Source organism: Pseudarthrobacter sp. P1, from assembly GCF_050156935.1.
Lineage (GTDB): Bacteria > Actinomycetota > Actinomycetes > Actinomycetales > Micrococcaceae > Specibacter.
Window position 1 is genome coordinate 527793 of the sequence record NZ_CP189584.1, and the last position, 20916, is coordinate 548708.

Here is a 20916-nt window from a genome sequence, read left to right on the forward strand (position 1 = left end):
CTGAGCAGTTACCTTGCGGTGGCCATTCCGTGCCACCAGGAGAATCATTTGCAGGAGGATACATGGAAGTTTGGCCCGGAACCGCCTACCCGTTGGGAGCCTCCTTTGACGGCACTGGCACCAACTTTTCCCTGTTCAGCGAGCGAGCCGAAAGGGTGGAGCTTTGCCTTCTGGCAGAGGATCTGACGGAAACCCGCATCGAGCTGACCGAGGTGGACGGGTACGTGTGGCACTGCTACATGCCACAGGTCCAGCCGGGGCAGAAATACGGCTACCGCGTGCATGGACCGTACGAGCCGGAGCATGGCCAGCGGTTCAACGCCAACAAGCTGCTCCTTGACCCGTACGCCAAGTCCATCCAGGGCCAGATCGACTGGAACCCCGCTCTCTTCTCCTACAATTTCGGTGATCCGGACTCCCGCAATGACGCCGACTCGGTTTCGCACACGATGCACGGGGTGGTCATAAACCCGTTCTTCGACTGGGACGGCGACCGCCAGCTGCGCATCCCGTACCACGAGTCCGTGATCTACGAGGCCCACGTCAAGGGCTTGACCGAGCTGCACCCGGAGATCCCGGAGGAACAGCGCGGCACGTACTCCGGCGTCTCCCACCCCGCCGTGATCGAGCATTTCAAAAAGCTTGGCATCACAGCTGTGGAGCTCATGCCGGTCCACCAGTTCGTCAACGACGGCACCCTTGAGGAAAAGGGCCTCAGCAACTATTGGGGCTACAACACCATTGGCTACTTCGCCCCGCAAAACACGTACAGTTCCACCGGAGACGTCGGATACCAGGTCCAGGAGTTCAAGGCCATGGTCCGTGACCTGCACCGGGCTGGCATCGAGGTGATCCTCGACGTGGTCTACAACCACACGGCCGAAGGCAACCACCTGGGCCCCACGCTGTCCTTCAAGGGCATCGACAACACCGCCTACTACCGCCTGGTCGACGACGATTTGAAGCACTACATGGACTACACGGGAACCGGGAACTCGCTCAACGTCCGGCACCCGCACTCCCTGCAGCTGCTCATGGACTCGCTGCGCTACTGGGTCACGGAAATGCATGTCGACGGGTTTCGGTTCGACCTCGCCTCCACCCTGGCCCGCGAGTTCTACGACGTCGACAAACTGTCCACCTTCTTCGAGCTTATCCAGCAGGACCCGATCGTCTCCCGGGTCAAGCTCATTGCCGAGCCGTGGGACGTCGGCCCCGGCGGCTACCAGGTGGGCAACTTCCCGCCGCAGTGGACCGAATGGAACGGCAAATACCGTGACACCGTCCGTGACTTCTGGCGCGGGGAACCGTCCACCCTCGGCGAATTCGCCTCGCGGCTGACCGGCTCGGCGGACCTCTACGAGAGCTCCGCCCGCCGCCCGGTGGCCTCCATCAACTTCGTCACCGCCCACGACGGCTTCACCCTGCGCGACCTCGTGTCCTACGACGAGAAACACAATGAAGCCAACGGCGAAGGGAACAACGACGGCGAATCGCACAACCGCTCCTGGAACTGCGGTGCGGAAGGCGACACCGACGACGACGCCGTGCTGGCCTTGCGCGCCCGCCAGCAGCGCAACTTCATCGCCACGCTCCTGCTCTCGCAAGGTGTCCCCATGCTCGTGCACGGCGACGAACTTGGGCGCACCCAGCAGGGCAACAACAACACCTATTGCCAGGACTCCGAACTCAGCTGGGTGCACTGGGCCGCCATGGACCAGCCGCTCGTCGAGTTCACGGCCGTGGTCAACAAGATCCGCCATGACCACCCGACGTTCCGGCGCAGCCGCTTCTTCGACGGCCGCCCGGTGCGCCGCGGAGAGGGCGAGAAGTTGCCCGACATCGTCTGGCTCAGGACGGACGGCACCGAGATGCTGCCCGAGGATTGGGACAGTGCATTCGGCCGGACCATCGGCGTGTTCTACAACGGGCACGGCATCCGCGGACAGGATGCCCGGGGCCGCCGGATCACCGACGACAGCTTCCTGATGGGATTCAACGCCGCCGACGACGACGTGGACTTCCAGCTGCCGGCCGAGGAATACTCACCCTTCTGGGAAATCCTGGTGGATACGGCCGGCAGCGGCGACAACGAACCGCTCAAGGCCGGATCCGTGTTGAAGCTGGCGGCCAAGTCCCTCGTCGTACTGCGCGCCTACTCGGGCCCGGAGGTGGTGGTGGACTACTCCGCCGCGGGTTCCCTGGCTGCCATGGCCGCCGAGGAGGAGGCCTACGGGGAGATGGTGGAGGCCCAGGCCGCAGCAGTCAGTGCCGCGAAGGAATCCTCCTCATGAGGAGCCCCGCCTCCACCTACCGGCTGCAGATCCGGGCGGACTTCACGCTTCAGGACGCCGCGGAGACTGTGCCCTACCTGAAGTCGCTCGGTGTGGACTGGATCTACCTTTCGCCGATCCTGACCGCCGAACGGGGCTCCGACCACGGCTACGACGTCACCGACCCCGCCGCCGTCGATCCTGAACGCGGAGGCCCCGAGGGGCTGCTGGCCGTTTCCAGGGCCGCCCGCGCCGCAGGACTTGGCGTGCTTGTCGACATCGTGCCCAACCACGTGGGGGTGGCCACACCGGCGCAGAACCCCTGGTGGTGGTCGCTCCTGAAGGAGGGCCGGGGGTCGCGCTATGCCCAGGCGTTCGACGTCGACTGGGCCGCCGGCAACGGCCGCGTACGGATCCCTGTCTTGGGGGAGGACGCGGATGCGGACACCCTGGCGGTCAAGGACGGGGAGCTGCGCTACTACGACCACCGCTTCCCGCTCGCCGAGGGCAGCTACGCCGATGGCGATGATCCGCGCGAGGTGCACAGGCGGCAGCACTACGAGCTGATCGGCTGGCGCCGTGCCGACACCGATCTGAACTACCGGCGGTTCTTCGCCGTCAACTCGCTCGCCGGCATCCGGGTGGAAATCCCGGAGGTCTTTGACGAGGCCCATGCGGAGATCGTCCGCTGGTTCCGGGAGGATCTGGTGGACGGCCTGCGGATCGACCACCCCGACGGCTTGGCCGATCCGGCGGGCTACCTGCACCGGCTGCGTGCGGCCACGGGCGGCAGCTACCTGCTGGTCGAGAAGATCCTCGAGCCGGGGGAGCCGCTGCCGGCGGCCTTCGACTGCGAGGGTACCACCGGGTACGACGCCCTCGCGGACGTCGACCGGGTGTTCGTCGACGCCGGCGGCCAGGCGGGGCTGGATGCCCTGGATGCCAGGCTGCGCGGCGGCGGCGTGCCCGACTACCAAGAGATAATCCACGGCACCAAGCGCCGGATCATGGACGGGATCCTGCACTCTGAGATGCTCCGGCTGGCCCGCTTGGTGCCCGCCGGCGCCGGGCTCAGCCTGGCGCAGTCCGCCGATGTGCTGTCCGAAATCATTGCCGCGTTCCCGGTCTACCGCAGCTACCTGCCCGAGGGTGAGGGCGTCCTGCGCGACGCCTGCGCGCTGGTGGCCCGCCGCCGCCCCAAGCTGGCGGCCGCCGTGGACCTGCTGCTCCCGCTCCTGCTGGCGGCCGGGCTGGAAGACGGGGCCGAACTCGGCCGCCGCTTCCAGCAGACGTCCGGCATAGTGATGGCCAAGGGCGTGGAGGACACCGCGTTCTTCCGCTACACCCGGCTGGGAAGCCTCACCGAAGTGGGGGCGGATCCCACCGAATTCGCCGTCGCACCGGAGGAATTCCATGCACGGATGTGCCGCCGCCAGGCCGAACTTCCGCTGTCCATGACCACCCTGGGCACCCATGACACCAAGCGCAGCGAGGACACCCGGGCCCGGATCTCCGTCCTGGCCGAGCTGGCGCCGGAGTGGGGGCGCACCCTGGACCGGCTGCAGGAACTCGCTCCGCTGCCGGACGGGCCGCTGGCCAACCTCCTGTGGCAGGCCGTCGCCGGGGTATGGCCGGCGGACCGGGACCGGCTGCAGTCCTACGCCCGGAAGGCTGCCCGGGAAGCCGGCAACTCGACAAACTGGATCGACCCGGATCCGGCCTTCGAGGAGAAACTGGCTGCCGCCGTCGACGCCGCCTTCGACAACGCCGAGGTGCGCGCGGAACTGGACGCACTGGTTTCACTGCTGGAACCCTATGGTGCCTCCAACGCCCTGGCGGCGAAGCTCGTGCAGCTGACCATGCCCGGGGTGCCGGATGTGTACCAGGGCACCGAATTCTGGGACCGGTCGCTGACGGACCCGGACAACCGCAGGGACGTCGACTTCGCGGCCCGCCGGCACGCGCTGGCGATCCTCGATGCCGGCGGGCGTCCGGCATCGTACCGGGCCGATGCCGCGAAACTGCTGGTGACCTCGCGCGCGCTGCGGCTGCGCCGTGACCGGCCGGAGCTGTTCACCGGCTATGCGCCGGTGGCGGCTGGTGGCACGGCCGCGGCGCACCTGCTCGCGTTCAGCCGTGGCAGCGGCCCGGGGGAGGGCGCTTTGACGCTGGCCACCCGGCTGCCCCGGGGCCTGGAGCAAAAGGGCGGGTGGCAGGACACTGCGATCACCCTCGAGGTCGAAATGACCGACGGGCTGACCGGCCGGAGCTTTGGCCCCGGCGAGGCCGCGGTGGGGGAAATCCTGCACGGCTACCCCGTGGCCCTCCTGGTGCCTGCCGGAAGGCACTGAGGCGAGGCAGCGCCGACGGCGGGGATGTGCCGTGTTGCGAACCACCGATAGCCGAACGAAAGCTGGAATGACTGTGCGTGCACAAGGAAACGAACGCTTTGATCTCTGGGCGCCCGAAGCGGGCACGGTCGCGCTGCTGGCCGATGGCCGGGAATACGCCATGAGCCGCCGCACTGGGGATGGCGCCGGCAACGAGGGCTGGTGGACGGCGGCCGGGGCCCCGGCCGAGGGTGAGGTCGCCTACGGCTACCTTATGGATGGGGACAGCACGCCCCTGCCGGACCCCCGGTCCCGGCGCCAGCCCGAGGGCGTCCACTCCCTGTCACGGACCTTCGACCCGTCCGCCCATGCGTGGGCGGACGGGCGGTGGCCGGGGCGCGGACTGGCCGGAGCGGTCATCTACGAACTGCATCTGGGCACTTTCACGCCCGAAGGCACCCTGGATGCCGCGGCCGCCAAGTTGGACTACCTGGCGGAGCTTGGCATCGACTTCGTGGAGCTGCTGCCGGTCAACGGCTTCAACGGCACTCACAACTGGGGATACGACGGCGTCCTCTGGTACGCGGTGCACGAGGGCTACGGCGGGCCGGCGGCCTACCAGCGGTTCGTCGACGCCGCCCACACCGCGGGGATCGGCGTCATCCAGGACGTGGTCTACAACCACTTGGGCCCCAGCGGAAACTATCTGCCCCGCTTTGGGCCGTACCTCAAACCGGGGGAGGGCAACACCTGGGGCGACTCCGTCAACCTGGACGGCGCCGGCTCGGACACCGTCCGCGGCTACATCCTGGACAACGCCGCCATGTGGCTGCGCGACTACCACGTGGACGGGCTCCGGCTCGACGCCGTGCATGCCCTCAAAGACGAGCGGGCGGTGCACCTGCTTGAGGATTTTGGCGCCCTTGCCGACACCGTTGCCGCCGAAACCGGCCGCCCGGTCACCATGATCGCGGAGTCGGATCTGAACAACCCGCGGCTGCTCTACCCGCGGGACGCCAACGGCTACGGCCTCGCCGGACAGTGGAGCGACGACTTCCACCATGCCGTACACGTCAACATCACCGGCGAGACCACCGGCTACTACGCGGACTTCAACTCCGTGGGATCCCTCGCCAAAGTCATGGAACGCGGCTTCTTCCACGACGGCAGCTACTCCAGCTTCCGTGGCCGGCACCACGGCCGGCCCATCAACCCGGCCCTGGTGCACCCTGCCGCGCTCGTGGTGTGCAGCCAAAACCACGACCAGATCGGCAACCGCGCCACCGGAGACAGGCCGTCCCAGACGCTCGGCTACGGGCAGCTGGCCCTTGCCGCCGTCGCCACCCTGGCGTCCCCCTTCACCCCGATGCTGTTCATGGGGGAGGAATACGGGGCAAGCACGCCATGGCAGTTCTTTACGTCCCACCCGGAACCGGACCTGGGAGAGGCCACCGCCGCGGGGCGGATCAAGGAATTCGAGCGGATGGGCTGGGATCCCGCCATCGTCCCCGACCCCCAGGATCCGGCGACCTTCACCCGGTCCAAGCTCGACTGGTCCGAAGCTGCCGAGGGCGACCACGCGCGGCTGCTGGCGCTGTACCGGCGCTTGATCTCCCTGCGCCGGGCAACGCCGGAGCTTAGCGGCTCCGGTTTTGCCGACTCCACAGTCGAGTTCAGTGAAGAGGGCAAATGGCTGGTGCTCCAACGGGGCGCAGTGGAGGTTGCGCTCAACTTCTCTGCCGATGCGCGCCAAGTCCCCGCCGGGGGTCCACCCTGCTGATTGCCACCGACGACGGGATCCGTCCCACCCTGGGCGGCCCTTCCGCCGGGCTCGAAATGCCGGGGTACAGCGCGGCGATCACGGCGGGCTAGGGAGGAATCGAGGGGCTTTCGCGAGGCGCTATTCCGTGCCGCCGACGGTGGCTGCCGGCTCGAGAAGAGCCCCATTTGCGACGTGCCGGACGGAGGCCTGCGTCCCGAGGGGGGTCAGTTCGCCTGCCCTTCCGCCGCCAGGCGGTGGCCCGGCTTGAACGTGTTCGCGAACGGGTAGAGGCGCACCACGTACTCCTCGATCTTCCCCGGCTCCACCGGCACCGAAAGGGTTTGCGGGTGGAAGGGGTTGCCCTCGGTGGTGCGGTCGTCGAGCTCGCGGTGCGAGGTCTTGAGGTAGCCGGTCGTGGCCAGCTGGCGCTTGCCGTTAGGGAAGGTGTCCCAGAGGCGCAGGATGAAGTTGGTGTCGACCGCATCGATTTCCGCAAAGAGGTGCGCGGCACCGGTGCCGATCATCGCCGTGTCCTCTTCGAACATGTCGGTGCTCCAGGACAGGACTTCCACCTTGTCGGTCACCCTCAACGGTGCCTGGTAGAAACCGTCAGGGGCGGTGTACCCAACGCCCATCGGTTCGGGCTCCGGGGACAGCTTGCCGCGCGGGCGCCCGGCTGACCTCGAAGCGGCTGGGCAGCTGCGCCTCGGTCATCGGCTTCTGGGGATCCGCGATTCCCTCGCCACCTGCGAAGCGATGACCACACTGATACCGACCGGCCGTGGAATAGGGTCCCCGGCCGGGCAGTGTCGGTGCCTTCTCGGGCTTACAGCCAGGAAGGGGCTGCGGGCACCCCGACGGCCTGGCCGGTGCCAGTGGTGGCGGTGGCGCCGTCGGCGGAGCGGCCGGCAGCCCACGCGGCCACGGCGGCCAGGTCCCCGGCGACGGTGACGGCGCCGGGATTGCCGGTGTCCCCGAACGTGAGAACGTCGCCGTTGGCACCGGATGGGCCGGAGGCCCGGATGATGAGCCCGGTGTCGGTGCCGCGGGTGTGCCAGGCCCCCGTGATGTCTGCAAGCAGCCGGGCCAGCACGGGGGCCGGGATGTCGGCGAACGTGGCACCGTTGTCCAGGTCGACGGCGTGGATCCAGACTTCGCGGGTGCGCATCCACACGGTCTCCGCGGCCGGGACAACGCGGCCCTGGGCAGTTTTGACCTGGTGCCGCCAGGCGTCCGCGGGCAGGTCGCGCCATTCGACGTTCAGGTGCACGGCGGCATGGTCGAAGAGGTTTCGCAGCGCGATCGGGCTCAGGGTGGCGCCAAAGTCGATCTCGTGGCCTCTGGCCTTCGGGGAGGGGTACATCGGGGTTTCCACCCCGGTGGCGGCCCACTCGATGAGCCGGGCGATGGCGCGGGCGTTGTAGCCAACATGCGCCACCACGTGCCGCCGCGACCAGCCCGCCAGCAGGGAAGGCCCGTCCAGGTCTGCGTCGGAGAGTTCGTTGAGCTTCCGGGCAAAAAACGCCGTGCCCCGCCGCGCCTGCAGCAGGGCCGTGAGCAGGTCCGGGTCCGTGGTCTGGTCGTGGCGGGCAACCATCAGGCTTCCTTGACCACGCGGTTGCTCAGCTGCCCCAGGCCCTCGATGGTGGTGACCAGCAGCTGGCCCTCCTGCAGGTAGCGCTTGGGGTCCTGGGCGTGGCCCACGCCTCCCGGGGTGCCGGTGGCGATGACATCGCCCGGGTTCAGCGTGACGATGGTGGAGATGTAGGAGACCAGGAACTCCGGGGTGAAGACGACGTCGTTGGTGGGTGTCTGCTGCTGGATTTCCCCGTCGACCGCGGAGGTCATGAGGCCGCCGTTGAACTCGTCCTTGGTGACCAGGGCGGGGCCGAAGGGGGTGGACTTCTCCCAGGTCTTGCCCTGCAGCCACTGGATGGTGCGGAACTGGTAGTCGCGCATGGAGACATCGTTGAGCACGGCGTAGCCCGCGATGTGGGCGGGGGCGTCGGCTTCGCTGATCCGGCGGCCGGTCTTGCCGATCACGACGGCGAGTTCGGCCTCCCAGTCCACGGTGTCGGATTCCTGCGGGAGGGCGAGGTCGTCGTTGGGGCCGATCAGGGATTCGGCGTACTTGGCGAACAGGGTGGGGAACTCGGGGACTTCCCGGCCCATTTCCTTGATGTGGTTGCGGTAGTTGTGCCCGACGCAGATGATCTTCCCCGGGAACGGGACGACGGCGTCCAGGTCCGCACCCTCGAGCGGGTGCGTGGCGCCGGAGGCAGCCTTGGCGATGGACTCCCAGGAGGAGTCCTTCAGCAGGGCCCCGACATCGGCGAAGCCGTCGATCTCGACCAGGGTGCCGCCGTCCTGGCGGACGGCCGTGGTTCCAGTTGCGGTGCGGAGGGTGAGGAGTCTCATTTGGTGGTACGTCCTTCGGTGTAGGTGCGGGTGAAGTTCAGCCGTTCGAAAATGGGGGCGTCGCTGAAGCGGAAGAGGTCAAACTCCGTCTCGGCCTGCAGGGACCATTGGGCCCAGGACGGGACGACGAAGAGGTCGCCCTTGGCCAGATCCTTGGTTTCGCCGTTCAAAACCACGGAGCCGGAGCCGTCGAAGACCTGCCAGACGCTGGAGCCGACCTCGTGCAGGGGCTCGGTGCCGGCGCCGGGCCGCAGCCGGTGGAACTCGGCCCGGATGGTCGGCATTACGTCCCCGCCGGTGGTGGGGTTGCTGAAGCGGACCGCGGCGTGGCCCTGGGAGACGGTGGCGGGGTGGCCCTCGTCCTCGAGCAGCAGCTGCTCGGCCAGGGCCCGGTCGGTGTGTTCCCAGCGGTACGCGGCGATGGGGGAGCTGGTGGTGTTCTCTAGGCCGGAGAGCGGGCGCAGGCCCGGGTGCGCCCAGAGCCGTTCGGAGCGGGAGATGTCCGGGGTGGATTCGTCGGTGACGCGCTCGGTGCCGAACTCGAAGAAGCCGGCGTCGGCGTAGTGCACGAACGGGATGTCCAGCCCGTCGATCCAGGCCATTGGCTCGTCGGTGTCGTTGTGGTGTCCGTGGAAGTTCCAGCCCGGGGTCAGGAGGAAGTCGCCGCGGGACATCCGCACCGGGTCACCGTTGACGACTGTCCAGACGCCCTCGCCCTCAACGACGAAACGGAACGCGTTCTGCGAGTGGCGGTGCTCCGGGGCGGTCTCGCGGGCGCCGAGGTACTGGATCGCGGCCCACAGGGTGGGGGTGGCGTAGGGGGTGCCGGGCAGGCCGGGGTTGGCCAGGGCGATGGCGCGGCGCTCCCCGCCCCGGCCGACCGGGACAAGGTCCCCGGCCCTCGCGGCCAACGGGTACAGCTCGGACCAGCGCCAGACGTGCGGGACGGCCTTCGGGGTGGGGACCATCGGCATCAGGTCCGCGATCTCGGTCCACAGCGGGATGAGGTTTTCGCTCTTGAAGTCGCGGTACAGCTCCTCCAGCGCGGCGGCCTCCTGGGGCGTGTGCTCGGGAACCGTGTGCGCGGCGGCAACTGATTCGTGGGTCGTGTGCTCGGCGTTGATGGACACGGGGCCTCCTCGGTAGGTGTGGACACTTCTGCGGCGTGCCTCGACTCTACGGAGACCCGGATGTGACTTCCAACATATTCTGCTGGCCAGAATCTATTCCCAATACCGGCCCAAAGGCCGGGACGTTGTCAATCGGCGTGGGCGGGATTCGCCGCAATGTCGATCTCAAGCTGGCGGCGGGTTTCCCGGATTGCCGGGACGAGCCCGGCATCGAAGACCTTGCGGAAGCGAGGTGCCGGAGTGGCGACGCTGAGCGCGCCGACGACGTGCCCGCGCCCATTGTGCAAGGCAACACCGAGGGCGCTCACGCCGTCTTCCGTGCCTTCGAAATTGGCGGCGAAGCCGTTCCTGCGAACGGATTCAAGCTCGCGCAGGAATGCCGGGTACTCCGCGTCCGCAATGGTGTCTCCGCCAATCTCGGCATTGTTGCTGCGGAAGAGCGTCTCGATCATGGTCGGTTCCAGTTCGGCGAGCATGGCCTTGCCGCCTGAGGTCTTGTCGGCCGGCATCACCGTCCCTTGCCTGTCACCAACCCGCACAACACTCTCCCCTTCCACCGTGGAAAGGAAGCGCACTTTCGTACCCACCCGCACCATGAGGTTGACTGTCTCGTTCAGTTGCGCGGAGAGCAGCTCCATGTGCGGCTGGGCGATCGAGCGCAGCAGCCTGGTCCAGCTGAGCCCGGCCGGTCCGACGCCCATCGCCGGGCCCGGCACATAGCGGCGGGTTTCATCCTGCACGGCGAATCCTCGGTAGACCAGCATTGCCATGAGGCGGTGGGCGGTGGACGGGGCCACGCCCAACTCCGCGGCGGCGTCCTTGAGCCGCAGCGCACCACCGTCGCGAAGCAACTGGACGAGCTGGAGCGCATTGTCGACTGCCTCGATGGGATAGGTCGGCCGTTTTTGTGCGGGCCTCCGGACTGACGTGAAATCTAGGTTGTTCTGCACATCAGAATTATATTGTGGTTAACCTGTGACGGCTACGACAGTAGTGGCATGAGTCACATACCTTCCGCTGAAGCGCCACAATGGTCCCCGCAGGGGACATCCGGCCCGATAGCCACCGATGGGCCCGCACCACGGTTCTCCAAAGCCTCTGCCGCGGCCGTCATCGTCTGCTGGCTATTGGTGGTCTTCGATGGCTACGATCTGATCGTCTACGGCACCGTCCAGTCTTCGTTGATCGCCGAAGCAGGGTGGGGCCTGACGAAGGCCACCGCCGGAACCATCGGCTCCATGGCATTCCTTGGCATGATGATCGGCGCCATCGTCGCCGGCCGCATGGCCGACTCCTGGGGCCGCCGCCGCACCATCCTCTGGTGCGCCATCATCTTCTCCATCTTCACCATCCTCTGCGCCTTCGCACCCAACGCCGCCGTCTTCGGCGCAGCGCGGCTTATCGCCGGCATCGGTCTCGGCGGCCTGGTGCCCTCGGCCAACGCACTCGTTGCAGAACTGGTCCCCGCCAAGCGGCGGTCCATCGTTGCCACCTTGATGATGTCCGGCGTCCCGATCGGCGGATCCATTGCTGCCCTCGTCGGCATCGGGCTGATCCCGGCCTTTGGTTGGGAGTCCATGTTCCTGGTGGCCGCGCTGGCCCTGGTGGTAGTGGTTCCGCTCGGCCTGAAATACCTCCCGGAGACGCTGGCTCCGGCCAGCGCCGCCGACACGGCCGCTCGCAAGGCAGCCGGCACGGGCAGCGGGCAGTCCGGTTTCAAATCCCTGCTCCGCGCCCCGTACCTGGGGGTCAGCCTGCTGTTCGCCCTGGCAACGATCGCGACGTTGTTCGCCTGGTACGGGTTGGGCACCTGGCTGCCCAACCTCATGCAGCTGGCCGGCTACAACCTGGGTTCCGCTCTGACCTTCGCCCTGGCCCTCAACCTGGGTGCCGTGGCCGGCTCGGTCATCACGGCCTGGGCCGGAACCCGCTTCGGTCCGGTCCCGACCGCCATCGCCGCGGCCGTCGTCGCCGCCGGGGCGCTTCTGGTCCTCGTCACAGGCCCGCCTGTCGCCGTCGTCTACCTCATGCTGGTCCTCGCCGGCGTCGGCACGCATGGCACCCAATGCCTCATCATCGCCGCCGTGGCAAGCCACTATCCCGGGCACCTGCGGGGGACCGCGCTGGGCTGGGCTCTGGGTAGCGGCCGCATTGGCGCCGTCGCCGCCCCCCAGGTTGGTGGCCTCCTGCTGGCTGCCGGGCTGGGCGTCAATTCCAATTTCCTCGCCTTCGCCGGTGCAGCCGCGGTTGCCGCGGTCCTGCTGGCCGCCGTCGGCCTCAAACTGAAGTCCAAACTTTCTATCTCCCAAGGAGCAAGCCATGTCTGAGCACGCCAAGTCCACCGATGTCCTCGTCATCGGAGGGGGGATGGCCGGACTGGCCGGAGCCCTGGCACTGCGTGAAAACGGCGCCAAAGTCACCCTCGTGGAGCGGGCCCCCGAATTCGGCGAGGTCGGCGCGGGGCTGCAGATGGCCCCCAACGCATCCCGGGTCCTGAAGCGCTGGGGCCTGCTGGACAAGGCGCGGGAAATCGGCGTCCAGCCCAAACACCTGGTCTTCCGCGATGCCATCACCGGTGAGGAACTCACACGCCAGACGCTGGGCGGCGAATTCGAGGAACGCTACGGTGCGCCGTACATTGTGATCCACCGCAGCGACCTGCACCGGATCCTGCTTGAAGGTTGCGACGCAGCGGGTGTCACGCTTGTCAACGACGTCATGGTTGAGAGCGTTGAAACCGTGAACGGCCGCGGTGTGGCCCACACCGCGGCCGGCGTGGACTACGAGGCCGACGTCGTGATCGGCGCCGACGGGCTCAAGTCCACCCTGCGTCCGCTCGTGGCCAACGACGAGCCGGTCCCCTCGGCCTACGTGGCTTACCGTGGCACCGTGCCGATCACGGAAAACACGCCCAAGGCCGACCTCGAGGACGTCATCGTCTACCTTGGGCCGAACTGCCACCTGGTGCAGTACCCGCTGCGCAAGGGCGAGCTGCTGAACACCGTGGCCGTCTTCAAGTCCGCCTCCTTCGAACGCGGTGAAGAGCAGTACGGGGGAGTGGATGAGCTTGAGGCCGCGTACAAGGACTGCGTCCCGGCCGTCCGGGAAGCGCTGACAAACCTGGGCACCGGCATGCGCTGGCCCATGTACGACCGCGACCCGATCGAGAACTGGGTTGCCGGCCGGATGGTGCTGATGGGCGACGCCGCCCACCCGATGCTCCAGTACCTCGCCCAGGGTGCCTGCCAGGCGCTCGAAGACGCGGCCGTGCTGCAGGACGTCAGCCGCGGCACCGTGTTCACCCCGGACGGCATTCGCCCGGAAGCCTGGGACGGCGCCATCAAGGAGTTCAACAACCTCCGAGCCGGCCGGACCGCCCGGGTCCAGCGCACCGCCCGCATCTGGGGCGAATCCTGGCACGTCTCCGGACTGGCCCGGACACTGCGGAACCTGCTCTTCAAGAGCCGGAAGGACAACGACTTCCAGTACAACGACTGGCTGTACGGCCAGAACGGCGACGGCGTCCCGAGCGTTGAAGCGGCCCACTCCCGTCAGGCCGAGAGGATTTCTGCCTGACTTGGGCGTGCCCCATTCCGTACCGCGCCTAAGAGGCCAGGTCCCCTCGTCCAGAGGGGGACCTGGCCTTTTCGGCTGTGGACGGTGCCGATGCCGTCAATTCAGGCGGGGCTTACTCGGTCCGCGCCCCGCCGATCGGTGGCCGGATGCCCTCAGTCGGCAGCTGCGGCGCGCGTTGGCTCAGTTCTGTCCTGCCGTCCGCAGCGCGCCGGGCTCCTTCGTGAACCTCGGCATCGGCCAGCCCACACTGGTCTCGAACTACCTGGTGCCGAAGCAGAACATCACGCTCCACACCGAGAACGGCATGCTCGGCATGGGCCCGGTGGCCGTGGGGGAGGAGATCGACTGCGACCTGATCAACGCCGGGAAGATCCCCGTCACCGAGCTCGCCGGCACCTCGTACTTCCACCACCGGGGATTTGGCGACCGGGGCGAAGGAGGTCTACATGATGATGTCCCTGTTCACCCAGAACGGGCAATCGAAGCTCGTCCCGAATGCACCTACCCGCTGACGGGGGTGGGCTGCGTGCGGCGCGTCTACACGGACAAGGCCATGTTCCTGACCGGGCCCGACGGCGTGCGCGTCCGTGAGACCTTCGGGGCCACCCTTGCCTGAACTGCAGGAACGGATGGATATGGTGCTGCTGCGCGCATGACGTCGGACACGGCCGGACAGGGAGCGCTCGGGGCGGCCAGGGATCTCGATGTGCCGCGTTCCGACGGGGCAACGGCACGAGCGTAAGCGCGAGCCTTCCTACGTGCCGTGCCGTCGGCGCACCATCTCGGTGATCCAGATGGGCGCGAACGGCGAGGTGCAGTTCGGCGGAGTCGGGTAGTCCTTGAGCACCTCCAGGCGCTCACCGAGGTCGATGGCACGGGCACGGTGCTCGGCATGCTCGATCCCGATCTGGGCCAGGCAGTGGTTCATTGCCCACTGCAGCCGATCCGGGGCCTCTCTCATCTCCGCCTCGATGACGTCGAGCAGTCCTGCAAGGTCGAGCCCCTCAGGCTTCTTTGCCACGCGTTCGGTGGTCAGCGCCCAGCCGGCACTGGCGACCACTGGATCCGGATCGGCGGACCAGGCCAGGCGCAGCTCTTCGGAGTGCGGATTCTTCTTCACCACGTAGTTCACGAGCCAGTCGTGCACCTTCGGGGTGCGCGCCTCGCGCAACATGGCGTCCAACTCGTCACGCTCGAACGCCTTCGGACGGCAGATCAGGATCGCCAGCAGTCTCGCCGCGGTGTCATCCCGCTCCCAGAGCTGGCGCGCGAGTTCCTGCTGCGTCTTCAGCCGTTTCGCGAGCTCTCGCAGTTTGCTGAGGTTCACACCGTGATCGTCACCGTGTTTCTCGTTCACCTCGCGTGCCTTCGGGTCCTCCAGTGCGGCCAGCTCGGCCATCACCTTGGCCACCGTCGTCTCTGCCACCTCAGCCTCCTGTCCATCACGTGTGGGATTCAGCCTACTGGGAAAGCACGATCGACCAGATGGTCAACAAACGCATGTCCACGATGCGGCGGGTGCGATGGCCACCGCGCGGCACCCTCCACTGATCGGTGAAGAGGCCGACATTCACTGCAGGGTTTGGTTGGCGCCACTGATGGCGGATTCCTCCCGGCCCTGTCCGCACTGTGCCGTCGGTCACAGTTCGACCCGCTGGGAACGCACCTTCACATAGGGTTAAGCCGCTGCCTCAACGACGAGGTGGCCGGAAAACAATCAAAGAAGGCAACGGCGCATGAGCTTTGAATCGCACTCCATGACCCTCAAGATCTGGGACCACGCAACGATCGACCACACACTGGAAACGGCCATCAGCCACGTTTCCGCCAGGGCGAACGCCCCGAAGGACCGGGTCAGGGTCACCCGGAGCGGTCCCAACCAGTTCACTGTCAGCGTGGCCGACGGCATGTCCGGCGACTAAGTGGCCCACATCGGGTAGAGCCTGCAGCCGGACCGGAAGTGCCGCCGCAACACCACGTTGCGGCGGCACTTCCGGTTTCGCAGGGTGAAGCATGTGAAGCGCCCCGCGAAACGGACCGCGCGGGTCCCGCAGTGTCGCACTCGCCCCGTCCGAAAAAGCGCTCGTTCGGGGTTCGTCTTGCAGCAAGGGCATCTCACTCCTCGGACCGTTGGCGGGGAGATTTCCTACAGGGGTTGTGGGCCGTGGCCCTTGCCGGCTGAGCGAAGGCGGACGACCTTGACGATTCCAGCGGCTCCCGAGTCCACGTCGCCGCAACAACCTTGCCCGCCAACCGCCCGGCATTGCGACGTCCGGTGGAGCGGACCCGCTAGCGCCCTGCGACGAGAATGTTTTCGGTGAGCTTGGCCCACCCGTCCAATTCCAGCGCCCGGGTGTCGAAGCCGTCCGTGACCAGCATCGTGGACGATGCACCGCCCAGCCCCGAGACCTCAACGATCCGGCCGGTGACGTTCAGGCCGCTGCAGCCCGCAATCCACTGGGGCACATCGCCTGGCGGGACGACGGCCACGCAGGCCACAGTCACATCGTCGTTTTCGGCTGCGAAATACTTGACGTCGTCCTTGGTGGCGAGCAGGCGCGCACTGTCCGCGTTCACTTCTTGTGGGAGGGTGACACCTGCCGGCAGCTTGTCTTCAGGTGTCGAGGCGCGGTCCAAAACCTTCAGCCCAGCCTGGCTGGAGCAGCCGCCCACCAGCAGCGAGGCGCCGATTACGGCGGCAATGAGTGGAACAGGATAACGTCTCATGTCGCGGCCCCCAAGCTGTCGATTCCCCCGAGGCTACACCAAACCGCGGCCGCAAGGCCTGCCCAGCGCTCAAAGTATTTACATGGGCTGTTAGGCGTTCCCTGCGGACCCGTTCCCTGCCACGACTGACGGGAAACCCTTCTGCTTCGCATCCCACGCATCTACGGACGACGTTTCACGCCGGAGGCACTTTTGGGAAAGTGTTGACCCCTGTTCCACGTTCCGGGATTGTTGCCCCATGGGCCGGCGCATCCGAATCCTGTTGTCGTTGGCCCTTGCGGCCATGGCCGCAACCACCATTGGTGTCCGGCTGTGGACTGTTCACCAGCAAACTTCCGACTGGGCCTTGTGGCCACGGGAAGTCCAGTCCAGAGTGCAGTTCTCCGGCCGCGACTACGACTGTGGCCCCGGCGCCCAGGCAGGCAACCACACCCTGGACGGCTTGACCCTCCAAGGGCGCACAGCCGGCGGGGGCGATATCTACGCCCAGCCGTCCACGTCCGATGCCAGTGTCGCCCGCTGTCCATCGGAGAGCGCAGCCGAGCCGGCAACGTTCCACGAGAGCTCGACGCGGCTGTCCGAGGTGTTCGCGTGCTGCCCGCCCGGCCCGGACGACCGCCAGCGGAGTTCCGATGCGGGAATCATGGGCTCGGGCGCGGATATGTGTCGGGGACTGCCCCCGCATTCTTGGCAGCAAGGCTAGAGCCAGCGCCCCGTGAACGGGTTGGCATGCAGGCCAATGGTGAGCAATTCAAGGCCTATCTATGGACCTGCCTACGGTGGGCCATCCGGACAACGCAGTCCACGAACAAGCCGTCTACGACGTCGTCGGCCTTGGCGGCGCGGTAGTCGGTCGCGTCCGGCATTATTTTGGGCTGCTCCAGCTCAAAGTCCTCAGAACCGATCAACACGGCGGCCCGCTTGCCGTTCATGGTGATCTGAACCCGCTCGAATCAGTGTTTTCCCGGAGAGTCTGTGGCTAGGCAGAGGCGATGGCTTCCTTGAGGGCCCCCAGCACCAGAGTCACCGACGCGGCATTTGCATTGGGGCCCATCATTCCGATCCGCCAGAGGCTGGAAGCATAGAAGCCGGCGCCAGCGCCGATCTCGATGCTGAAATACTCCAGAAGATAGCGCCGTACGGCCGCTGAGTCGACGCCGTCGGGGACCTTGACGGTGGTAAGGCTGGGCAGCCGGTGGCCCTCGGCCGCGAACAGCTCAAGACCCATCTCCTGGAGCCCCGCCTGCAACGCGGCCGCTGCCGCGCGGTGGCGGGCCTGGACAGCCGCCAGCCCCTCGGCCAGGATCCTGTGCAAACCCGCCTCGAGGCCGGCGATCATGGAGACCGGCGCCGTGTGGTGGTAGGTCCGGCCGCTGCCGCCGACGGCCCCGACGTAACCGCCGAGCAGGCCGATGTCCAGGTACCAGGAGCGGGGATCCTTAATCCTTCGTTCGAAGGCTCGGGCCGACACCGTGAAGGGCGATAACCCCGGCGGCACGCCGAGGCATTTCTGTGTGCAGGCATAGCCGACGTCGATTCCCCAGTCGTCCGCCGTGACTTCCAGCCCGCCGATGGACGTCACGGCGTCGACTATCAGCAGCGCATCCCCCTTGTTCTGTCCGAGCGATGCGATGTCGGACAGGACTCCCGTTGAGGTTTCGGCGTGGACGGCCGCAATCACCTTTGGTTGCGGGTGGGCCGCCAGCACGCGTTCGACGTCGATGGGTTGGCCCCAGTCGTGGTCGACCCGAACCACCGTCGCGCCGCAACGGCGGGCCACCTCACACATGCGCTCACCGAAGAGGCCATTGACGGCGATCACTGCCACATCGCCGTCGGCCACTGTGTTCACGAAGGCCGCTTCCATCCCGCCGGAACCGGTGGCGCTCAAGGGCAGCGTGCGGGCGTTGCTGGTGCCCCAGACGGTGCGGAGGCCCGCGCAGGTGTTCTCGAGCCGTTCGATGAAGACCGGGTCCAGGTGCCCAATCACCGGATATGCCAACGCGGCGGTCACCTCCGGGTAGCAGTTGCTCGGTCCCGGACCGAACAGGAACCGTGAGGTCAAAATGTCTGGCATTGGCACTCCTTCGTTGCGGCCGCCCCGCCGGCTCCCGGCTCAACCCACTACCCGAACAGAAGTCGATGAAACTTCCGTACAGGATCCTGATGATGTCACTCTCGTCCCGCCTCGCGCCATCAGTTCACGGGTGATGTTGGGAAAACCGTCGCAGCCGGTGCGAATACGCCCAGGCGCGCAGGCTGTACTCTGCTGGCGGAGGGGCGGAAGTGGGAGGTTTTGCCAGGATTTTGACCATGGGGATGCTGCGTGGCAGTGATTGCCGGGCATCAGTCCCCGCCGGGGCGTCCGGAACGGGAGACGGAAGAGGGGTGTTGCTACTCGGCGGAGGGACGTTGACGTTGCCGTTTCGTTGCCGACCGCTGGTCCTTGGCGGCGAGGCGCCGACGGTTCGAAGCCCGGGTGGGCTTGGTCGGACGGCGTTGGGCGGCATCGGGGGCAAGCCCGGCGGTGATGAGTTCGGCGAGTTTGGCCAGGGCGATCTCGCGGTTGCGCAGCTGGGAGCGCTGCTCGGAGGCGGTCACGGTGACCACTCCGGTGATGAGGCGTCGTCCGAGCCGTCTGGCCAGCATCGTCCGCTGTCCCTCGGAGAGCACAGCCGAGGCAGCAACGTTCCACGAGAGCTCGACGCGGCTGTCCGAGGTGTTCACGTGCTGCCCGCCCGGCCCGGACGACCGCGAGAACCGCCAGCGGAGTTCCGAGGCGGGAATCGCGAGCGCGGGCGACACCTCCAGATCCATGCACCAAGCATTGCACGATGCGACCACGGGTGCTGGGGCGCGTGGGCTTGCCGGGAAGCTGCAAGCGGCATGGACGCACGGATACCGGACAACCGGTCCAGAGCCATTGGCCCGGGCGCGGACTTGGGCCGAAAACCGAACCGTCGGGTGGGGGGGCTCCCGACGGGCCAGTGCCATGTGCTTCTCCCGGGTTATGAGTCGGGCGTATCCGCCAGCGAGGCAGGAAGAGCGGCTTCGGCCACCGGGATGGCAGCAGAAGGGAGGTGCCATTACCTTTAACAGCAGAGACTCCCACGAAACGCGTCGCGGATGTTGACTGGAACCTGGTCCACAACTTTGTAAGGAACCCCAGCATGCGAGCAACACTGATGTACGGCGCCGGCGACGTGCGCGTTGAAACCGTTCCCCATCCCAGCATCCAGGATCCCACCGACGCGATCGTGCGCATTGTTGCCGGCTGCATCTGTGGCAGCGACCTGTGGCCGTACGCCTCCAGGCCGGCGTCAGCCGAAGGAGCCCGGATGGGCCATGAGTTCGTCGGCATCGTCAAGGAGCTCGGCGCAGGGGTGGCCGGCTTGGCCGTGGGTGATTTCTTCATTGCCCCGTTCGTCGCCTCCGACGGCACCTGCGATTTCTGCCGGGAGGGCCTGCAGACCTCCTGCCGCCACGGCGCCCATTGGGGCGGCCACGACGACGGCGGCCAGGGCGAATACGCCCGCGTGCCGCAGGCAGCGGGCACCCTCGTCGTGGTCCCGCAGGCTTCGATGAGAGGCTGGTCCCGTCGCTGCTGAGCCTCTCCGATGTCATGTCGACCGGGTACCACACGGCCAAGAAGGCCGGCATCCTGCCAGGCCAAACGGTCACCGTGATCGGCGACGGCGCAGTGGGCCTCTGCGCCGTAGTCGCCGCCGAGCTCATGGGCGCTTCGCGCATCATCCTCATGGGCCGCCACCAGGCCCGCACGGACCTCGGCCGCGTGTTCGGTGCCACGGACGTCGCAACCGGGCGCGGCGACGAGGGCATCGCCAAGGGCAAGGAGCTCACCAACGGCGATGGAACCCACGTGGTGCTCGAGGCCGTCGGCCTCAATCCGGCAATCGAGATGGCGATCGGCGTCGTCCGCGACGGCGGCGTCATCAGCCGCGTCGGCGCACCGCAGTTCTCCGAGGTGCCGCTTGGCTTCGCCGAATTCATGCGCAACATCACGCTCACCGGCGGCGGCGCGCCGACCCGGGCATACATCGACGAGCTGCTGCCGCTCGTGCTGGACGGAACCATCGAACCGGGCAGCGCCTTCGACCACACCATTGGCCTGGACGACGCCCCCGCCGGCTACCAGGCCATGGCGGACCGCGAAGCCCTCAAAGTATTTGTCCGCCCGGAACCAAAGGATCAAAGCAACCATGAACATCACACTCAACAACGGCGCCGTTCTGCCCGCCATCGGGCTCGGCGTCTTCCAGACTCCGCCCGAGGCCACCGTGGACGCGGTTGCGACCGCCTTGGGGACCGGCACCGCCCCATTGATACGGCCGCAGCGTACGGCAATGAGCGCGAGGTGGGGGAGGGCATCCGCCGATCGGGCATCCACCGTTCCGAGATATTTCTCGAGACCAAGGTGTGGATCAGCGACTACGGCTACGAGCAGACGCTGCACGCGTTCGAGAAGAGTGCCGGCAAGCTCGGCGGCGACCAGCTGGACCTGGTCATCCTCCACCAGCCACTGCCCGGAGAATTCGACAGGACGATCGACGCCTACCGGGCCCTGGAGCAGCTGCTGGCGGACGGCCGCGTGCGCGCCATCGGCGTCAGCAACTTCATGCCGAACCACCTGGCGTCGCTGCGCGAGCTGACCTAGGAGGGCGCTGAACAAGGGGCAATTC

15 protein-coding genes and 5 pseudogenes are annotated in these 20916 nt (G+C 67.2%); 10 read left to right on the forward strand and 10 right to left on the reverse strand.

The annotated features are described in order from the left end of the window. The first annotated feature begins 62 nt into the window (after positions 1-62). From glgX to treZ, 3 genes and pseudogenes are all read left to right on the forward strand, one after another. Positions 63-2294 carry a glycogen debranching protein GlgX gene (gene glgX, locus ACQCSX_RS02375; protein WP_427017490.1) on the forward strand — a complete coding sequence of 744 codons (2232 nt, stop codon included), beginning with the start codon at positions 63-65 and terminating at the stop codon, positions 2292-2294. Beyond that, positions 2291-4624 (forward strand): malto-oligosyltrehalose synthase, encoded by a 2334-nt coding sequence (gene treY / locus ACQCSX_RS02380; protein ID WP_427017491.1) that lies wholly within the window; start codon positions 2291-2293, stop codon positions 4622-4624. The genes glgX and treY overlap by 4 nt, the downstream gene beginning before the upstream one ends. Before the next feature lie 67 nt (positions 4625-4691). Continuing rightward, positions 4692-6475: pseudogene (gene treZ, locus ACQCSX_RS02385) on the forward strand (malto-oligosyltrehalose trehalohydrolase). Between the two features lie 114 nt (positions 6476-6589). Here the strand turns inward: treZ and ACQCSX_RS02390 are convergent. The 5 genes from ACQCSX_RS02390 to ACQCSX_RS02410 all read right to left on the reverse strand — a co-directional run bounded on the left by ACQCSX_RS02390 (position 6590) and on the right by ACQCSX_RS02410 (position 10863). Beyond that, positions 6590-7000 carry a CocE/NonD family hydrolase C-terminal non-catalytic domain-containing protein gene (locus ACQCSX_RS02390; RefSeq protein WP_427017492.1) on the reverse strand — a complete coding sequence of 137 codons (411 nt, stop codon included), beginning with the start codon at positions 6998-7000 and terminating at the stop codon, positions 6590-6592. A gap of 191 nt (positions 7001-7191) precedes the next feature. Then, on the reverse strand, positions 7192-7962 hold the full coding sequence (locus ACQCSX_RS02395) for a maleylpyruvate isomerase family mycothiol-dependent enzyme (RefSeq protein ID WP_427017493.1): 771 nt from the start codon (positions 7960-7962) through the stop codon (positions 7192-7194). Next, complete coding sequence (locus ACQCSX_RS02400) at positions 7962-8783, reverse strand: fumarylacetoacetate hydrolase family protein (RefSeq protein ID WP_427017494.1); 822 nt, start codon at positions 8781-8783, stop codon at positions 7962-7964. Before ACQCSX_RS02400 ends, ACQCSX_RS02395 begins: the two co-directional genes overlap by 1 nt. After that, entirely contained in the window at positions 8780-9913 is a 1134-nt protein-coding gene (locus ACQCSX_RS02405) for a cupin domain-containing protein (protein ID WP_427017495.1), read from the reverse strand. The genes ACQCSX_RS02400 and ACQCSX_RS02405 overlap by 4 nt, the downstream gene beginning before the upstream one ends. A gap of 128 nt (positions 9914-10041) precedes the next feature. Continuing rightward, positions 10042-10863: an IclR family transcriptional regulator gene (locus tag ACQCSX_RS02410; protein WP_427017496.1), complete on the reverse strand. Its 822-nt coding sequence runs from the start codon at positions 10861-10863 to the stop codon at positions 10042-10044. Positions 10864-10911: 48 nt separating this feature from the next. On the opposite strand from ACQCSX_RS02410, the gene ACQCSX_RS02415 reads away from it, so the two are divergent. From ACQCSX_RS02415 to ACQCSX_RS02425, 3 genes and pseudogenes are all read left to right on the forward strand, one after another. Further along, positions 10912-12240 (forward strand): MFS transporter, encoded by a 1329-nt coding sequence (locus ACQCSX_RS02415; protein ID WP_427017497.1) that lies wholly within the window; start codon positions 10912-10914, stop codon positions 12238-12240. Continuing rightward, a complete protein-coding gene (locus ACQCSX_RS02420; protein ID WP_427017498.1) occupies positions 12233-13489 on the forward strand; it encodes an FAD-dependent oxidoreductase in 1257 nt (418 codons plus the stop codon). The genes ACQCSX_RS02415 and ACQCSX_RS02420 overlap by 8 nt, the downstream gene beginning before the upstream one ends. A 163-nt stretch (positions 13490-13652) precedes the next feature. Next, positions 13653-14105, forward strand: a pseudogene (locus ACQCSX_RS02425) (CoA-transferase). Between the two features lie 138 nt (positions 14106-14243). On the opposite strand, the gene ACQCSX_RS02430 reads toward ACQCSX_RS02425, so the two are convergent. After that, positions 14244-14915: a DNA alkylation repair protein gene (locus ACQCSX_RS02430; RefSeq protein ID WP_427017499.1), complete on the reverse strand. Its 672-nt coding sequence runs from the start codon at positions 14913-14915 to the stop codon at positions 14244-14246. 310 nt (positions 14916-15225) lie between these two features. Between ACQCSX_RS02430 and ACQCSX_RS02435 the strand changes: the two genes are divergently transcribed. After that, the gene (locus ACQCSX_RS02435; protein ID WP_427017500.1) at positions 15226-15411 is read left to right on the forward strand and encodes a hypothetical protein; all 186 of its coding nucleotides are present in this window, start codon (positions 15226-15228) and stop codon (positions 15409-15411) included. Between the two features lie 367 nt (positions 15412-15778). On the opposite strand, the gene ACQCSX_RS02440 is transcribed toward ACQCSX_RS02435, so the two are convergent. Next, positions 15779-16216, reverse strand: coding sequence for a hypothetical protein (locus ACQCSX_RS02440; protein ID WP_427017501.1), 438 nt, complete (start codon positions 16214-16216; stop codon positions 15779-15781). A gap of 507 nt (positions 16217-16723) precedes the next feature. Beyond that, positions 16724-16861: pseudogene (locus ACQCSX_RS02445) on the reverse strand (aminoacyl-tRNA hydrolase); the annotation flags it as partial. 119 nt (positions 16862-16980) lie between these two features. Between ACQCSX_RS02445 and ACQCSX_RS02450 the strand changes: the two are divergent. Continuing rightward, positions 16981-17199, forward strand: coding sequence for a hypothetical protein (locus tag ACQCSX_RS02450; protein WP_427017502.1), 219 nt, complete (start codon positions 16981-16983; stop codon positions 17197-17199). On the opposite strand, the gene ACQCSX_RS02455 is transcribed toward ACQCSX_RS02450, so the two are convergent. Both ACQCSX_RS02455 and arfB read right to left on the reverse strand, forming a co-directional pair. After that, complete coding sequence (locus tag ACQCSX_RS02455; protein WP_427017503.1) at positions 17196-18293, reverse strand: pyridoxal-phosphate-dependent aminotransferase family protein; 1098 nt, start codon at positions 18291-18293, stop codon at positions 17196-17198. The two genes, ACQCSX_RS02450 and ACQCSX_RS02455, sit on opposite strands and share 4 nt — an antisense overlap. 317 nt (positions 18294-18610) lie before the next feature. Further along, positions 18611-19033, reverse strand: a complete 423-nt coding sequence (gene arfB, locus ACQCSX_RS02460) for an alternative ribosome rescue aminoacyl-tRNA hydrolase ArfB (protein ID WP_427017504.1) — start codon at positions 19031-19033, stop codon at positions 18611-18613. A gap of 353 nt (positions 19034-19386) precedes the next feature. Here arfB and ACQCSX_RS02465 point away from each other — a divergent pair. Both ACQCSX_RS02465 and ACQCSX_RS02470 read left to right on the forward strand, forming a co-directional pair. Continuing rightward, positions 19387-20414 (forward strand): annotated as a pseudogene (locus ACQCSX_RS02465) (alcohol dehydrogenase catalytic domain-containing protein); the annotation flags it as partial. A gap of 22 nt (positions 20415-20436) precedes the next feature. Next, a pseudogene (locus ACQCSX_RS02470) lies at positions 20437-20882 on the forward strand (aldo/keto reductase); the annotation flags it as partial. Between the last annotated feature and the right edge of the window lie 34 nt (positions 20883-20916).

Bases quoted from the DNA above. Each gene is read 5' to 3' on its own strand.
- glgX (WP_427017490.1), top strand. From the start codon at position 63: ATGGAAGTTTGGCCCGGAACCGCCTACCCGTTGGGAGCCTCCTTTGAC.
- treY (WP_427017491.1), top strand. From the start codon at position 2,291: ATGAGGAGCCCCGCCTCCACCTACCGGCTGCAGATCCGGGCGGACTTC.
- ACQCSX_RS02390 (WP_427017492.1), bottom strand. From the start codon at position 7,000: ATGGGCGTTGGGTACACCGCCCCTGACGGTTTCTACCAGGCACCGTTG.
- ACQCSX_RS02395 (WP_427017493.1), bottom strand. From the start codon at position 7,962: ATGGTTGCCCGCCACGACCAGACCACGGACCCGGACCTGCTCACGGCC.
- ACQCSX_RS02400 (WP_427017494.1), bottom strand. From the start codon at position 8,783: ATGAGACTCCTCACCCTCCGCACCGCAACTGGAACCACGGCCGTCCGC.
- ACQCSX_RS02415 (WP_427017497.1), top strand. From the start codon at position 10,912: ATGAGTCACATACCTTCCGCTGAAGCGCCACAATGGTCCCCGCAGGGG.
- ACQCSX_RS02420 (WP_427017498.1), top strand. From the start codon at position 12,233: ATGTCTGAGCACGCCAAGTCCACCGATGTCCTCGTCATCGGAGGGGGG.
- ACQCSX_RS02435 (WP_427017500.1), top strand. From the start codon at position 15,226: ATGAGCTTTGAATCGCACTCCATGACCCTCAAGATCTGGGACCACGCA.
- ACQCSX_RS02440 (WP_427017501.1), bottom strand. From the start codon at position 16,216: ATGAGACGTTATCCTGTTCCACTCATTGCCGCCGTAATCGGCGCCTCG.
- ACQCSX_RS02450 (WP_427017502.1), top strand. From the start codon at position 16,981: ATGGACCTGCCTACGGTGGGCCATCCGGACAACGCAGTCCACGAACAA.
- ACQCSX_RS02455 (WP_427017503.1), bottom strand. From the start codon at position 18,293: ATGCCAGACATTTTGACCTCACGGTTCCTGTTCGGTCCGGGACCGAGC.
- arfB (WP_427017504.1), bottom strand. From the start codon at position 19,033: ATGGATCTGGAGGTGTCGCCCGCGCTCGCGATTCCCGCCTCGGAACTC.